At 60.0% G+C, this 15,360-nt stretch carries 17 protein-coding genes; 9 read left to right on the top strand and 8 right to left on the bottom strand.

From position 1 onward, the window contains the following. Nucleotides 1-25: 25 nt before the first annotated feature. The 3 genes from LG327_RS05100 to LG327_RS05090 form a co-directional block, all read right to left on the bottom strand. Nucleotides 26-793, bottom strand: coding sequence for an ABC transporter ATP-binding protein (locus LG327_RS05100; protein WP_404366678.1), 768 nt, complete (start codon nucleotides 791-793; stop codon nucleotides 26-28). Beyond that, nucleotides 793-1,761, bottom strand: coding sequence for a FecCD family ABC transporter permease (locus LG327_RS05095; protein WP_404366675.1), 969 nt, complete (start codon nucleotides 1,759-1,761; stop codon nucleotides 793-795). Before LG327_RS05095 ends, LG327_RS05100 begins: the two co-directional genes overlap by 1 nt. A 200-nt stretch (nucleotides 1,762-1,961) precedes the next feature. Beyond that, entirely contained in the window at nucleotides 1,962-2,141 is a 180-nt protein-coding gene (locus LG327_RS05090; protein ID WP_404366672.1) for a periplasmic nitrate reductase, NapE protein, read from the bottom strand. 219 nt (nucleotides 2,142-2,360) lie between these two features. Here LG327_RS05090 and LG327_RS05085 point away from each other — a divergent pair, with 219 nt between their 5' ends. Continuing rightward, on the top strand, nucleotides 2,361-3,572 hold the full coding sequence (locus LG327_RS05085; RefSeq protein WP_404366669.1) for an alginate export family protein: 1,212 nt from the start codon (nucleotides 2,361-2,363) through the stop codon (nucleotides 3,570-3,572). A gap of 161 nt (nucleotides 3,573-3,733) precedes the next feature. Continuing rightward, nucleotides 3,734-5,128: an MATE family efflux transporter gene (locus LG327_RS05080; protein WP_404366666.1), complete on the top strand. Its 1,395-nt coding sequence runs from the start codon at nucleotides 3,734-3,736 to the stop codon at nucleotides 5,126-5,128. Between the two features lie 3 nt (nucleotides 5,129-5,131). Here LG327_RS05080 and LG327_RS05075 read toward each other — a convergent pair whose 3' ends face one another. Beyond that, on the bottom strand, nucleotides 5,132-6,148 hold the full coding sequence (locus tag LG327_RS05075; protein WP_404366664.1) for a GGDEF domain-containing protein: 1,017 nt from the start codon (nucleotides 6,146-6,148) through the stop codon (nucleotides 5,132-5,134). Between the two features lie 234 nt (nucleotides 6,149-6,382). Between LG327_RS05075 and LG327_RS05070 the strand changes: the two genes are divergently transcribed. The 6 genes from LG327_RS05070 to LG327_RS05045 all read left to right on the top strand — a co-directional run bounded on the left by LG327_RS05070 (nucleotide 6,383) and on the right by LG327_RS05045 (nucleotide 11,267). Continuing rightward, complete coding sequence (locus LG327_RS05070) at nucleotides 6,383-6,832, top strand: acyl-CoA thioesterase (protein WP_404366662.1); 450 nt, start codon at nucleotides 6,383-6,385, stop codon at nucleotides 6,830-6,832. Between the two features lie 129 nt (nucleotides 6,833-6,961). Beyond that, complete coding sequence (locus tag LG327_RS05065) at nucleotides 6,962-8,086, top strand: HD-GYP domain-containing protein (RefSeq protein ID WP_404366659.1); 1,125 nt, start codon at nucleotides 6,962-6,964, stop codon at nucleotides 8,084-8,086. A gap of 167 nt (nucleotides 8,087-8,253) precedes the next feature. Next, on the top strand, nucleotides 8,254-8,934 hold the full coding sequence (locus LG327_RS05060; RefSeq protein WP_404366656.1) for a type 1 glutamine amidotransferase domain-containing protein: 681 nt from the start codon (nucleotides 8,254-8,256) through the stop codon (nucleotides 8,932-8,934). Nucleotides 8,935-8,987: 53 nt separating this feature from the next. Further along, nucleotides 8,988-9,956: an NAD(P)H-quinone oxidoreductase gene (locus tag LG327_RS05055; protein ID WP_404366653.1), complete on the top strand. Its 969-nt coding sequence runs from the start codon at nucleotides 8,988-8,990 to the stop codon at nucleotides 9,954-9,956. Nucleotides 9,957-10,032: 76 nt separating this feature from the next. Further along, a complete protein-coding gene (locus LG327_RS05050) occupies nucleotides 10,033-10,395 on the top strand; it encodes a thiol-disulfide oxidoreductase DCC family protein (RefSeq protein ID WP_404366650.1) in 363 nt (120 codons plus the stop codon). After that, on the top strand, nucleotides 10,392-11,267 hold the full coding sequence (locus LG327_RS05045) for a DUF6279 family lipoprotein (protein ID WP_404366647.1): 876 nt from the start codon (nucleotides 10,392-10,394) through the stop codon (nucleotides 11,265-11,267). The genes LG327_RS05050 and LG327_RS05045 overlap by 4 nt, the downstream gene beginning before the upstream one ends. Here the strand turns inward: LG327_RS05045 and fghA are convergent. Genes fghA through LG327_RS05030 form a run of 3 tightly spaced genes read right to left on the bottom strand, consistent with a single transcriptional unit; the run spans nucleotide 11,237 to nucleotide 13,648 of the window. Continuing rightward, the gene (fghA, locus tag LG327_RS05040; protein ID WP_404366644.1) at nucleotides 11,237-12,085 is read right to left on the bottom strand and encodes an S-formylglutathione hydrolase; all 849 of its coding nucleotides are present in this window, start codon (nucleotides 12,083-12,085) and stop codon (nucleotides 11,237-11,239) included. The genes LG327_RS05045 and fghA overlap by 31 nt on opposite strands. Nucleotides 12,086-12,107: 22 nt before the next feature. After that, entirely contained in the window at nucleotides 12,108-13,217 is a 1,110-nt protein-coding gene (locus tag LG327_RS05035; protein ID WP_404366641.1) for an S-(hydroxymethyl)glutathione dehydrogenase/class III alcohol dehydrogenase, read from the bottom strand. A gap of 2 nt (nucleotides 13,218-13,219) precedes the next feature. Further along, a complete protein-coding gene (locus LG327_RS05030) occupies nucleotides 13,220-13,648 on the bottom strand; it encodes a CBS domain-containing protein (RefSeq protein ID WP_404366638.1) in 429 nt (142 codons plus the stop codon). 180 nt (nucleotides 13,649-13,828) lie between these two features. Here LG327_RS05030 and LG327_RS05025 point away from each other — a divergent pair, with 180 nt between their 5' ends. After that, on the top strand, nucleotides 13,829-14,269 hold the full coding sequence (locus LG327_RS05025; protein ID WP_404366636.1) for a VOC family protein: 441 nt from the start codon (nucleotides 13,829-13,831) through the stop codon (nucleotides 14,267-14,269). 5 nt (nucleotides 14,270-14,274) lie between these two features. Here LG327_RS05025 and LG327_RS05020 read toward each other — a convergent pair whose 3' ends face one another. After that, entirely contained in the window at nucleotides 14,275-15,225 is a 951-nt protein-coding gene (locus LG327_RS05020; RefSeq protein WP_404366633.1) for an alpha/beta fold hydrolase, read from the bottom strand. Nucleotides 15,226-15,360 lie beyond the last annotated feature (135 nt).

Below are 15,360 nucleotides of genomic sequence, written 5' to 3'. Positions count from 1 at the left end.
GCAGGGGAAGAGCTTCCGGCTGATCTCAGAGCCCTGGCACGAATACCGGCGCCCCGTCGATTTCCGTCGAAAGCAGCTTCTGGCCATAGAGCTGCTCCAGAGCCTCCGGCACCAACATGTCCCGGGACTTGCCCCAGCAGGCATCACCACTGGGATACAGCAGAAGGATGTGATTGCACCATCTCGCTGCCAGGTTCAGATCGTGGAGACACATCACTACGGTACTGCCTTGTCGGGCCTGCTCCGCCAGCAGTACCATAGCTTCCACCTGGTGGTGCAGATCGAGATGATTGGTGGGTTCATCTGCCAGCCAGACCGCAGGTGCCTGGGTTAACAGGGTGGCCAGTGCCACACGCTGGCGCTCTCCCCCGGACAGTGTGCTGACCAGGCGGCCCGCCATGCCTTCAAGACCCAGTTTTGCCAGCGCCTGGCGGGCCCGGGCCAGATCATCAGCGGTTTCCGACTGCCAGGGAGACAGAAACGGATGTCGGCCGATCAGAGTGGTTTCCATCACCGTCGCCGGAAAGCCGTCGTGACGATCCTGGAACAGCAGCCCCAGCTGACGGGCAACCTGACGCCGGGGCATCTGGTTAACCCCGGTGTCATCCAGCCTGACCTCCCCGGAACGGGCCGGGTACAGCCCTGCCAGCGTATGCAAAAGGGTGGACTTGCCGGCCCCGTTGGGTCCCAGAATGCCCCACACCTGCCCCGGCTCAAATCTCAGATCAAGGGCATAACCCGGCGCCCGGTCCGGAATCCGGATGATCAGTTCGTGGGTGGACAGGGTCGTCATCAGCGGCTCCGGTAGAGCAGGAACAGGAAAGCCGGCACCCCGAGAAGTGCGGTGATCACGCCCACCGGCAGCTGCTCCGGCGCAATAATAGTGCGAGCCAGGGTATCCGCCAGCACCAGCAGCGCGCCACCGGCGAGGGCACAGGCCGGGAGGATGAGTCGCTGGTCATTGCCCAGCACCAGCCGCAGCATGTGGGGCACAATCAGCCCCACAAAGCCTATGCTTCCGGCCGTGGTAACCGCCACTGCGGTCACCAGGCTGGCGGTGATATAGACCGTCCATTCCAGGGGCCTGACGGAAACCCCCAGCGCTGCGGCCTGCAGTGGCCCACGGGCAAGCACGTTGAGGCTCCGGCCAAGCGGCAGCAACAGCAGACAAAGCAACAGCAATACCGCAAGCGGCGCAACGGGGCTGCCGGCATAGGTCAGGTCCCCCATCAGCCAGTACAGCATTCCCGGCAACTGCTGTGAGGGACTCACCGCCAGCATCAGGGTAATGACCGCGCCCCAGCCTGCGGCCACCACCACCCCTGTCAGCAGTAACCGGGTGGGCGTCCAGCTGCCGGTTCCATGGGCGAGGCCAAATACGAGAAGAGTGGAAAAGAGAGCGCCGGCGAAGGCCGAGCCGGAGACCACCAGGGTGCCGAGGCCACCCAGCATGGCCAGCAGGGCGCCGACCGCCGCTCCGCCGGAAATACCCAGAACGTAGGGATCAGCCAGAGGGTTGCGCAGGAGAATCTGCATCAGCGCGCCGGCCACGGCCAGCAGGCCTCCGGTCGCAAAGGCCGCGAGGGCCCGGGGAAGGCGAAGGTCCAGAAGCAGGGTATCGTGCAGGGGGAGGCCCTGGCCCCCGACCACCGCCAGGATTTCAGCCAGCGAGAGCGGGACGCTGCCCACCATGATGGCCAGCATCACAGCCCCGAAAGCCAGTGCCAGCAGCACAGCCAGCGGCCGGAAAAATCTTTCCATGGCTCTGTTTTACCCCACCACCCCGAAGAATCAGAGCGGCACTTTACCATACTCTCGGGGACCGTATTCTCCGGAGCAACCAGCCGTTTCGCGCTGGTGAATCACACTTATGTCCGGCGCTTCGTGGGCAACAACACCCTGTGGCATTGGATGGCAGGCCTCCCAGCCCTCTTCCTGTCACCCAGGCGCAATAATGGCTATCACTGGCCTGGCGGCGCCGGGGCCCCAGACACAAAGGACTGCAGCATCCAGACGGCAAAGCCGTAGCCTCCCACAATGGCCACTGCCAGCATGGGAAATAAAAACACGATAAGAAAAATGAACAGCCGGCGCTCGTCCTGCTTCCGGGTTTCCTGTGATACCTGCTGGGGATCATCCATAAGCACACCTTTAATTGCATCTTTATCCAACCTAGCAGAGGCGAAAAAGAGTGCAATTGACCCAAATCAAGAACGAATGGATCAGCTCCGGTACCCTTTATGCAGGCAGTCCGAGTAATCATTGCTGGAATTTCCCGGACGGAGAGGCACTGTGTAGTCCATCTGGCAGAACCCGGATGCCATCCAGCCGGACACTCAGTCCCGAAGAGGAAACATGACATGAAACACATTGTCTGGACCGCTGCTGGAATTTTTGCTCTGTCCTTCACCCCCGCGCACTCACAAACCAACAGTAATTTTCTGGATGCCCTGGCGGGGGGCAGCGCAACCCTCGATCTGCGTTACCGTTTCGAACATGTTGACCAGGAAAACATTTCCCGCGACGCCGAAGCCTCGACGCTGCGGACGCGGCTGGGTTACCGGACCGGTGAATTCAAAAGCTTTTCCGGGTTTCTGGAATTCCACGACACCAGAGAGGCATTCGCCGACAACTTCAACGACACGGTGAATGGCAAGACCCGGTTTCCTGTTGTCGCGGATCCGGACATGACCGAGCTCAATCAGGCCTGGCTCAGGTATTCCGTCACGGACACCAACAGCTGGCTGGGCAGGCGGCGAATCACCAGGGACAATCACCGCTGGATCGGCAATGTCGGGTGGCGCCAGAAGGAACAGACCTACGACTCCTTTTCGCTGGCGAGTAGCTTTCTGCCAGACACCCGGTTTCATTATGACTACCTCTGGCAGATCAACCGTATTTTCGGCGACGAGTCCGCCATGGGTGAATGGGACAGCGACAGCCATCTGGCCCATATAAGTCATGATGCATGGCCATGGCTCACTGTTACTGGCTACGCCTGGCTTCTGGATTTCGAGGATGACGCTCCTGGCGCTTCCTCCAATACCCTGGGCCTCCGGTTTGAGGGCAAACAGACCATCAACCGCGTGGTCGTTGGCTACAACCTGGAGTACGCCAGGCAGAAGGATGCCCATGACAATCCGGGCAATTACCATCTGAGCTACGGTCTTGCGGAACTGGAGATCCCGGTTTACGGCGTAACCATAAAGCCGGCCTGGGAAATTCTGGAAGGAGACGGAGAGAACGCAGTGCAGACACCGTTGGCCACTCTGCATGCCCACAACGGCTGGGCAGACATCTTCCTGACCACACCACCGGACGGGCTTGTGGACCGCAGCCTCGCGGTTTCGGGCAGCCCCTGGGAAAGAATATCCCTCGCTGCCAGCTTTCACGACTACCGCTCCGACAGGAGCAGCAGAGACTATGGTACCGAGTGGAACCTGCTGGCTACCTGGGCGGCCACCGACGACCTGACCCTGGGCGCCAAGTACGCAGATTACAATGAAAAGGGCTTTGCCCAGGACACCCGCAAGGGGTGGTTATTCGCAGAGTACGGTTTTGATCAGCGGTGACCGGCCCGCAACATCAGCGCTTTTTTTCGACAGAACGGAATGTTCCGGGCCGGTGAACTCCGGGCCTGACGCAAAGAGCGCCGACTGAATCCCTGGTTCCGGTATACTCCCCGGCATTGAGCAACCCCCTGCACTTTTGCGCAACCAGGGACTGATTATCCGTGGATGAAACCCATCAGCCGATACCGGAGCCCAGGCAGCCCCTGATCCGGCGCACCCTGTCCGAATGGCGCACCCTGGCCCTGCTGGGCGGGCCCATTCTGATTGCCCAGTTGGCACAGATGGCCAATGGCGTCATTGACACTGTAATGGCTGGCCATGCCAGCGCCGAGGACCTTGCTGCCGTGGGGATCGGCGGCAGCCTGTGGGTGCCTCTTTTTCTGCTTTTCATGGGGGTTCTGGGCGCCCTCCAGCCGATTATTTCCGGCTATCGCGGCAGCAGGGAGCTGCACAAGGTGATGCCGACCACCTGGCAGGGGCTGTACATTGCCGCAGTTGCAGCCGTGCTGATGATCATTCTGCTGCTCAATGTGCGGCCGGTGCTGAATGCCCTGCGGCTGGATACGGAAACCGCCCGCATCAGCCAGGGCTATCTTGATGCCTTTGTGTGGGGCGTGCCGGCCCTGCTGCTGATGGCTGCCCTGCGGGGCCTGACGGACGGCCTGGGCCACACCAGGGTGATCATGATGTTCTCCCTGCTGAGCACGCTCCTGAATCTGCCCCTGAATTACATTTTCATCTACGGAAAACTGGGCATTCCCGCCATGGGGGGGATCGGCTGTGGCTGGGCCACCAGCCTGTCCAATGGCATTGCTGCCATTGGCCTGCTGTTCTACCTCAACCGGAGTGCGGCCTACCGCAGCTTCAACCTGATGGCTGAGTGGGTCCGCCCGGATCCGGCAGCCATCGCCGACATCCTGCGCCTGGGCATTCCCATTGGCTTCACGATTTTTGTGGAGGTCAGTCTGTTTTCCGCAATTGCGCTGTTTCTGGCGCCCCTGGGGCCGGTAGTGGTGGCGGGACATCAGATCGCCCTCAACGTGGTGTCCCTGCTTTTCATGCTGCCCCTGAGCATAGGCATGGCGCTGACTCTGAGAGTGAGTTTCCTGATCGGTGCCCGGGCTCCGGAAACCGCCCGTCTGCTGTCCCGCAGCACTCTGATACTGGCGGCGGCAGTGGCCCTGGTATTTGCCCTGGCCCTGTTTGTCTGGTCGGAGACCATTGCGCGGCTCTACACCGGTGACCCGGCGGTTCAGGGGGTATCCGTTTCCCTGCTGCTTTACGCAGCCGTGTTCCAGATTGCGGACGTGATCCAGGTGACCTGCATCAGTGCACTAAGAGGCTACAAGGACACCCGGATTCCCATGATGATCATGCTGTTTTCGTTCTGGGCACTGGGCATGCCGCTGGGCTATGTGCTGACATTCACTGACTGGCTGGTACCGGCTATGGGAGCCGCGGGATTCTGGGTGGGACTGACCAGCGGGCTTGTGTCCGCCAGCATTCTGCTTGGGGCTCGGCTGTTTCTGTTTACCTCTGCGTCCTCACGGAAGTAGAAACTACACTTCCGTCTCGACCTTTTCCGAGCTCCCTGCCGTGGCTTCATCCGCCACCCGGATCTGATTTCGGCCGTTCTCCTTCGCCTCATACAGGGCAGCGTCCGCACGGTCCAGCCACTCATCCGGACTTTCACCGGAGCGCAGCAGCGCCAGCCCGCAGGAGGCAGTTACGGGGCCATCAGGGTCCCGCAGTTCCCGCTGTAGCGCCCGGTGCAGGTTATCCAGAACGGCACGCATGCCGGAATCCTCGACGCCCGGCAGCAGCAGAACAAACTCCTCGCCACCGTAACGGAACAGCTGGTCGGACTGCCGGGTGTTACGCTCGATCACGTCGACGCAGCTCATAAGCACCTCGTCCCCCACTGTATGACCATGAGCGTCGTTCACCTTCTTGAAGTGGTCCAGGTCAAGCATGGCAAGGGCATAGGAAAGGCCGTTCCTCTCATGGGTGGCTACTGCCGCCCGCAGCTCTTCCTCCATGGCACGGCGGTTCTTGACGCCTGTAAGAGGATCCAGGGTGGCCAGCTGCTCCAGCCGTATGCGCTGGCTTTCATTACGCAGGGCGAAGATGTAGGCGCAGGCACTCACCACAACGGCAGTGGTTACGAACGACAGCATGTGCTCGGTTGACTCGAAGGCAATGTCACCCAGAATGAGGACTGCCACTGCGGCGCTGTTGATAAACACCGCAATCCGGGGGGTGGTAAGGAAAAAGCTGGTGATGAATGGCGGATAGAGCCAGAACAGCCCCACATTGCCCAGCAGCGCAGCCACCGCCACACCACCGCTACAGGCAATCAGCGCCATGATAAACCCGCTGCGACGGGTGTCACCGGTAACCCAGGCGTAGACCATGGTGGCCGTAATACTGACCATGATCAGCGTGTCCGCCACCCCCGCAGCAGTGTTGCCGTCCAGGAAGCGGAATACGGCAAAGGGGGTGATGCCACCGATTGCGCAGACACCCAGCATGGTAATAATGGAGAGACGGAAATTGTGACGCAGACGGTAAAACATCAGGTGCTGGTGTCCTTGCTGGGCGGGGCTGGCTTCGCTTTTTTACCTGCCCCGAAAGCATATCTGGAATAAGACCCCCGGATAGCGCGGGGTGTCACAAAGCGCAGCCTTACTCACCAGCTCTGCACTGTTTTCGGGCATTTCATGGCAACACACGGTTCACGGGGCCCGCCTGTCCATGTTATGAAGGCCTGTGCTGAAACATCCGTTCTCTGCAGGCCGACAGGAATCCGTATGAACACCGTCCCCTTTGAATTCCGTTTTCGCGTCCGCTATGGCGAATGCGATGCCCAGGGCGTGGTATTCAATGCCCGCTATGGCGACTATGTCGACATCGCCGTGAATGAATACGTGCGGACCCTGTTTGGCGATTACCAGAACCTGCTGAACCAGGATATGGACATCCAGGTGGTAAGCCTGACCATCAACTGGAAAGCCCCGGCGCGCTTTGACGACGTACTCTGCGCAAGAATAACGCCGGGACGGGTGGGCAATACATCCTTCACCCTGCATCTGGATTTTCACCAGTACGACAGTCAACGTCAGGTAGCCGATGCCGATATAACCTACGTGATGGTCGCACCTTCCACTGCCTCAAAAAAGACAATACCCGGCACAATACACAAGATATTACAGACCGGCGCCGAAGGGGTGACAATCAGCCATGCCGGAGAGCAGGTTTGACTGGAATTGACCTTGTGGGGGTGCCTTCAGAAGCCGGATGGTCTACCTTTACCGGGACAGAACCGGTCCGTACAGCCTGACCGGCCAATCTTACCCCGTCTCCCGATTAACCACAGGTGAAGAGCAAGCGTGTCCAAGCATGTCCGTGTTGCACCCGGCGCCCTGATCGTGGGCAAACCTCTGCCCTGGACGGTCTACGATTCGGAAGGCCAGGTCCTCCTCCGACAGGGCTATGTTATCCAGAACGAGATGCAGCTCGAACAGCTCTTTGAGCGTGGCCTTTTCCAGCCGCGGGAAATAGGGCGCGAAGCAGCACCAGGGGTGGTCGGAGACGACCGGGACCGGAACCCTTTTACCGACTACCCCATGCTTCTGCAGTCGCTGGAAGCAGTTCTGAAAGCCATAAACAGCAAGGACCCTTCCGCTCTCAAGCGGCTCACCGGACTCACCCGTCTGCTTGACCGCATCTGCCAGGAAGCACCGGACCCATGCCTGGCACTGGTGCATCTGTATTCAGTGGAACCCACCGCGTACGAGCAGACCCTTTTCTACGCCATTATCTGCCATTTTGTTGCCGAGCAGCTGAAGCTGGATGAGAAACGTCGGGTGCTATTGATGGGCGCTGCCCTGACTGCAAACCTTGCCCTGCTGCCTTTTCTCGACAAACTCAATAGCTCCCGCAAGCGGTTGAGCGAAGAGCAGCGCCTGGTAATCCGCAAACACCCGCTGCTCAGCACCAAGGCCCTGGAAGAAGCTGGAATCGGCAACCCCAGGCTTCTGAAAATCATCGAGCAGCACCACGAGCATCATGACGGTTCAGGTTACCCTGCTGGCCTCCGTGATGAAGACATCCTGACCGAGGCACGCATCCTCGCTCTGGCAGAACGCTACACCGCAATGATCACCCAGCGCGCCTATCGCGAGCGTCTCAGTGTTGCCGAGGCCATGGAAGCCATACATGAAGCCTTCCGTGACCAGCCGCGGCCCGAGATCTACCGGGCCCTTCTGAAGGCCCTTACCCGCTATCCTCCAGGCTCCCTCGTGCGCCTGGCCAACAACGAGGTCGCCGTCGTCGTACACCGCCCGGTCCGGCACAGGGACCATATCGTCCAGGCCATTATCGGGCCCACGGGCAACCGTTACATGGGCGCGTTCAAACGTGACTGCGGCCTGCTGGAATTCAACATTCGCGCCCTGGAGGATGTGGATGTACTGCCGCCCATGGACTTTGGCCTGTTCTGGGGATTCAGGTAAAAGCCCATCGTCCGCTTGAGGCTCATTTGGCAGAGAGGCTGGCATGAGGCACCCGGCGTGATACACACTGTGTCTTCGACGTATCATAACCGCATTAACATCCAGAGCGCCTCCGGGACGCGGGCTTGTAGCCCGGCACGGGAAGGCCGCCTGACAAGGAGTGCTGAATGAAGATTCTGATGGTTCTCACATCCCATTCTGAGATGGGCGACACCGGACACAAAACCGGCTTCTGGCTGGAAGAATTCACTGCCCCCTGGTACGTATTCCGTGATGCCGGCGCAGAAGTCATTCTGGCCTCTCCTGCTGGTGGCCAGCCACCCATTGACCCCAACAGCGAAGCGGAAGACGCCCAGACTGAAACCACCAGACGTTTTCATGAAGACCGGGAGGCCAACGAGGCGCTTGCCAATACCACGATGCTGACCGAGGTTCCCATAGACGCCTACGATGCCGTGTTTTTCCCCGGCGGCCACGGTCCTCTGTGGGATCTTGCCGGGGATCCGGCCGTCATTGCCCTGATTGAAGATGCAGTCAACCGGGACATGGTGGTGGCTGCGGTCTGTCATGCCCCCGGCGTATTCCGTCATCCGCGCAATGGCTCGGGGGCGTCTCTGGTGAGTGGCCGCAAGGTAACCGGCTTCAGCAACTCCGAAGAAGAGGCTGTGGGACTGACCGGCGTGGTTCCCTTCCTGGTAGAGGACATGCTCAAAAATCATGGCGGCCATTACAGCAAGGGGGACGACTGGGCCCCTTACGTGGTGACCGACGGCCGGCTGATCACCGGCCAGAATCCGGCGTCATCTGCAGCTACTGCCGAAGCGGTTCTTGATGCCATGAAACACTGACGCCGGAATCACTCAAAAGCCATCCTCAGATATCGCCGGAGCGACAGCACACAATGGATGCAATTGCGGTAACAGATAACGGTCTTCGCTGGCAGCCCCACCCGGACCTGCCAGCACCTTCGGCAGATGAAGTCCGGATCAGGGTCCGGTGGGCCGGCATGAACCGGGCCGACCTGATGCAGCGCACCGGACATTACCCGCCGCCGCCCGGCGCTTCAGAGATTCTGGGTCTGGAAGTCAGTGGCACAGTGGCCGACGTGGGGGACAGCATTACTCACCTGAAACCGGGAGATGAAGTCTGTGCTCTGCTCACCGGTGGCGGCTACGCCTCCCAGGTACTCGTGCCGGCGGTACAGGTGCTGCCGGTGCCTCCCGGCCTGAGCCTGGAGCAGGCGGCAGCGCTGCCCGAAGTATTCGCCACCGCCTGGCTCAACCTTTACATGGAAGCCGCCCTGAAACCCGGCGAACGCATTCTGCTGCACGCAGCCGCGAGCGGCGTGGGTACCGCGGTCATCCAGCTGGCCAGAGCCATGGGCAACCCGGTATTTGCCACCGCAGGCAGCGATGACAAGCTGGCGGTATGCCGGCGCCTGGGGGCCGATGGCACCTGGAACCGGCACAAGGGAGACTTTTCCGAGGCGGTAAGGGAATGGGGTGGCGCCGACATGGTGCTCGACCCGGTAGGCGGCGATTACATAGCCCGGGACCAGAAAGTACTGAATACTGGTGGTCGCATCGTGCTGATCGGTCTTATGGGAGGCCGTCACGCGGAAGTGGATCTGGGCGTGATGCTGATGAAACGCCAGCGACTGATCGGCTCCACCCTTCGGGCCCAGCCGGTTGCTGTGAAGGGCGAGATCATGGATGCCCTTTATGAAACCGTCTGGCCCAGGCTCAGCGCTGGAGAAATTGTACCGGTGATAGACCGGACCTGGCCCATTGTGGAAGCCGACGAAGCTATGGCATGGCTTCAGAGCAACCGTAGCACCGGCAAGATCCTGCTGTCCGTGCCCCAGGGCTGACAGGTTAGGACACAAGGCAACATCCAGCCCGGACAAGGCAACGTACAATCAGCATTGCCCGGACCGGAGACAGCTTGTGGATACCCTTTTTTACGACAGCCAGTGCCCTCTCTGCCGACGGGAAATCAAAACCCTTCAGCGCCTGCAGTCAGGAGGCCTGACATTTTCCGACATACACCGGCCTGCTGAAAGCGGAGCCTCGCTGCCCTCCAGGGAGAGCCTGTTGCGCCGCCTTCACCTGCTGAAGGCCGATGGCAACTGGGCGGTTGGACTTGAGGCGAACGTCCAGGCCTGGTCCCACACCCCCCTTGGCTGGCTGTTCCGCCCGCTGCTCTGGCCAGGGATACGGGCCATTGCAGGCAAAATCTACGAACGCTGGGCAGACCGGCGCTACGAACGACGTTATGCCTGCGATTCATGTGGAAGCTCAGGGTCATGAAATCCGTCTTTCTCCGTCAACTGGTGCTTGTCATCCTGCTGGTTGCGCTGGCCGGCTGCAGCTCAACCCGGGTGGCTTACCGTTACGCTGACTGGGGCATCGCCTGGTGGGTTGAGGATTATGTAACCCTGAGCGGTCAGCAGGAGTCCCTGCTGGACGCCCATATTGCGGATATCCTGCAGTGGCATTGCAGCGAGGAGCTGCCCCGCTACAGCGAGTGGCTTGCGACGGTGGAAGCAGATGTCACGGAAAAAGCTCCGGGCAGAAACACCATTGCCAACCATCAGGAGAATGCGCTGCGTGCAATGGACCGGCTGCTAGTGGCCACCACCCCTGCGGCGACCCAGCTACTGGCCAGCCTGAGTGATGCCCAGGTGGCGGAGCTTGAGCGGACCATGGCGACCAGACAGCAGGAAAAGGAAGAAGAGTTTCTGCGGCCGGACCCTGGAGAGGAACGACGGGAGCGGAAAGAGCGCATCATTGAACGGGCGGAGCGCTGGCTGGGTCAGGTCAACGAACAGCAGCGTGAAATCATCAGTCAGTGGAACAGGGAACGAGGCAACCAGACCCGCATCTGGCTCGAGGGCAGAGCCAGGTGGCAGCAGGCTCTGCTTGCCGCGCTTTCAGAGCGTGACAGCCCGGAGTTTCAGGAACGCATAGCGGCGCTGATTCAGAACAGCGAGGAATTCCGGGGTGAGGCCTACCAGGAAATGGTCGCCGAGAGCCGCCCTGCCCTGACTGATCTGCTCAGCGGCCTTCTGAAGACCGCTGAGCAGAGCCAGAAACGTCATCTCGGCGCCGAGCTCAGGTCCCTCAGAAAAGACTTTGAGGCCCTGACCTGTCAGCCGCGGAGCCCCAGCGCCGACGCGTGATGTTCGAGGTGCTCATCAATGAATGATGCGATGAAAAAGTAGCTGTGATCATAACCGCGACGCATCCTGAGGCGGATCGGGTGGTGGACCTTTTCGCAGGTTTCCGCCAGGGTCTCGGGGTTCAGCTGGTGCTCCAGAAATTCGTCGCTGGTACCCTGGTCAATCAGAAGGGTCAGGCGCTCCGGCGCGCCGGGTACCAGCAGCGTCGCATCCCAGTCCGCCCACTCCTGACGGTCCTCCCCCAGATAACCGGAGAAAGCCTTCACTCCCCAGGGACAGTCGCTCGGGTGACAGATGGGCGAAAACGCCGAAACCGACACATAGCGACCAGGATTGCGAAGGGCACAGATCAGGGCTCCGTGACCACCCATGGAGTGGCCGCTGATCGACCGGAGGGAGGCAAGCGGCAACGACCGTTCCACCAGAGCCGGCAGCTCATCCACAACATAATCATGCATGCGGTAGTGCCGGGCCCAGGGTTCCTTCGTGGCATTAAGGTAAAAACCCGCGCCGCTGCCAAAATCGTAGCTGTCATCCTCACCCGGCAGGTTCACCCCCCGCGGACTGGTGTCCGGACACACAATGGCCATGCCCAGCTGAGCCGCCCGGCGATGGGCACCTGCTTTCTGCATGAAGTTCTGGTCCGTGCAGGTAAGTCCCGACAGCCAGTAAAGCACCGGCACCTGTGCGGGACTGTCTCCCAGCGCTCTGGGTGGCAGAAACACGGAAAACTCCATGTCGCAGTCCAGTGTTTCCGACCGATGACGGTAGCGGCGGTGTTCACCGCCGAAACTCACGTTGGAGGCAATCTGTTCCATGACACACCTCAGAATGTGTTTTTCAGAATAAAACCACTGACCGGATGCTCTTGCCTTCGTGCATCAGATCAAAGGCCCTGTTGATGTCTTCCAGGGGCATGGTGTGGGTTACCATCGGATCAATCTTTATGTCACCCTTCATGTAACGCTCCACATAGCCGGGCAGCTCGGTACGCCCCTTCACGCCGCCAAACGCACTGCCACGCCAGACCCGCCCGGTTACCAGCTGGAATGGACGGGTGCAGATTTCCTCGCCAGCGCCGGCAACGCCAATGATGATCGATTCGCCCCAGCCCTTGTGACAGCATTCCAGCGCTGAGCGCATGATGTCGACGTTGCCGATGCATTCAAAGGAGTAGTCGACGCCACCCCTGGTGAGCTCCACCAGTACTTCCTGAATCGGGCGGTCATATTTTTTCGGGTTGACGAAATCCGTGGCGCCCAGCATCCGGGCCATTTCAAACTTGTCTTCGTTAATATCCACACAGATGATGCGGGAGGCTTTGGCCATCACGGCACCCTGCACCACGCTCAGGCCGATGCCTCCCATGCCAAATACTGCAACGGTTGAGCCTGGCTCCACCTTCGCGGTATTGAGCACGGCGCCTATGCCGGTGGTCACCCCGCAGCCGAGCAGGCAGACCTTGTCCAGAGGAGCTTCTTTACTGATTTTTGCCAGCGCTATCTCAGGCAGCACCGTGTATTCAGAAAAGGTGGAGGTGCCCATGTAATGCTTGATCTGTTTCCCGTTCATTGAAAACCGGGAGGTGCCATCCGGCATAAGGCCCTGGCCCTGTGTACTGCGGATCGCCTGGCACAGGTTGGTTTTGCCGGAACGGCAGAAGGCACATTCGCCGCACTCGGGTGTATAAAGGGGAATGACATGGTCGCCGGCTTTAACCGAAGTCACCCCGGCGCCCACCTCTTCCACCACGGCACCACCCTCATGGCCGAGAATCGCCGGAAAGTTACCTTCCGGGTCTGCCCCCGAGAGGGTGTAGGCGTCCGTGTGACAAACACCGGTGGCCACAACCCGGACCAGGACTTCGCCCGCCTTCGGCCCTTCTACATCTATCTCTTCAATGGCCAGCGGCTTTCCCGCTTCCCAGGCCACAGCAGCACGTGATTTCATATTTATTCCGCCGAAACATGTTTGGGCAGTTCAATACCAAAGCCGGCGCGTGCCAGCTCGGCAAGTATGCCGTTGCGGGTCACAATGCCCACCAGCCGGCCGTGATCCACCACTGGGTAAACCTTGGGTTTACCGTGCCCCAGATTCTGGGCAAGGTCAACGAGCCCCAGCTCCGGGCTGATGGTTACCGGATCTTTGTTCATGACATCGTCAACATTCGGCTCGCCTTCCCCGTGATAGCCACGCACCAGCAGGGCGTGAATGCAATCCTGTTCGGAAACGAAGCCCAGAACCCTGCGATGGGCATCCACCACCGGCAGCCCGGTCACGTGATTGGCCAACAGTGTCTTGACCACCCTGGTGAGCGGTGTCCCGCACCGGATCGGCTCGATGTGATTCCACATGACATCGGAAGCCTTGAGTGAACGCATGATATTTCCTCCCTTATCCAGAAAATTTGGCAGTGACAGCGGACAGCTGGACACTTTCGGTGCCATCCTGCCCCCTGACCATTAGACGTTTGGGGCTGATTACCTAACAATAGGCAATACCGATGGAAAACTGAAATCAGAAGCGGGGAGAATCCCCCTCCCCCCAGGCGGAGATTCGTTATGCAGTACCTGCACACCATGATTCGCATCAGTGATCTGGATGGCTCACTGAATTTCTACTGCAGCCTGCTCGGTCTGGAGGAGATAAGCCGGCGCGATCATGAAACGGGCCGCTTCACCCTCGTGTTTCTCGCTGCCCCGGCAGACCGGGAGCGGGCCCTGCGGGACAAAGCGCCCATGCTGGAACTGACTTACAACTGGGACCCGGAAAAATACGATGACGGCCGTAACTTTGGCCACCTCGCCTTCCGTGTCGACAACATCTATGAGTTCTGCCAGCGCCTCCAGACCGGCGGTGTGACGATCAACCGCCCTCCCCGTGACGGACGCATGGCATTTGTGCGTTCGCCGGACAACATATCCATCGAGCTGCTGCAAAAGGGCGAACCACTGCCGCCCCGTGAACCCTGGGCAAGCATGGAAAACACCGGCTCCTGGTAGTAGCTCTACGCCGCTACTGGACTGTGCCGGCTTATGTTCTTCATGCTCATCTCAGCGAATTCCTCCAGCAGGGGCTCTGGCAGGTCATGGCCCATGCCTTTGACAAGCTCCAGTTGGGCGTGGGGGATCAGATATTTGAGCTGCTCCGCCGCCACTGGCCGCACCAATGGGTCAGAATCGCCGTGAATAATCACCGTAGGCACGCGAATACGGCGGGTAAGGGATGACAGGCTACCACTGGCCAGAATGGCCCGGGTCTGGCGCAGGATGCCGGCCGGATGATAACTGCGGCGGAATTCGCGGATGATCCGGTCCCGGACTTCCTGCTCCCGCGGCGGAAACCCCGGACTCTGGATGGCTTTCCAGAACGCCAGGCTGCGGCCGAGAACAGCATCTTCATCGTGGCCTTTGGCCCCGATGCCGGCCAGTTTCCAGATCAGCTTCGGCTGAGGCATGGGAAGTCGCGGGCTGTTCGTGGATGTCATGATCAGGGTGAGGGAGCGCACCTTCTCGGGGCAGGTTGCCGTCAGCACCTGACTTATCATGCCGCCCATGGAAACGCCCACCAGGTGAACACTGCCAAGGCCCATAGCATCAAGCAGGCCGGCCACATCGCCGGCCATGTTGTGCAAAGTATAGGGAGCCTGCACGGACAGACCCACCCGGCTTCTCGCCATAACCGTTACCGGATGGCCTGCGAGACGATCTTTCAGGTGGCTGGACAGGCCGATGTCCCGGTTATCAAATCGGATGACCCGGTAGCCGGCATCGGCATAGGCATTCAGCAGCTTTTCCGGCCAGAGGGTCATCTGGGCTCCCAGCCCCATGACGAAAAGCACTGGCTCCCCTGCCGGGTTACCCCGGGTTTCAACGCAGAACCTCAGACCATTGGATTCCACATAGCGGACCTGTGGGGCTTCGTGCAGCTTCTCTGAGTGAGGATTTTCCCTGGTCATGGCTCGCCATTCATCTTTCTGTATATGGCTTTAGCCTACCGCATTTCCGGCCGGAATCGTTACTCCGGAATCCTGCTACACTGAAACCCGGCACGAATCACAAAGTAAACGGACAGGGTTGATATCCGTACCCTT

This window comes from Marinobacter sp. (assembly GCF_044799475.1).
GTDB lineage: Bacteria > Pseudomonadota > Gammaproteobacteria > Pseudomonadales > Oleiphilaceae > Marinobacter.
This window is presented reverse-complemented; position numbering and strand designations above follow the sequence as displayed.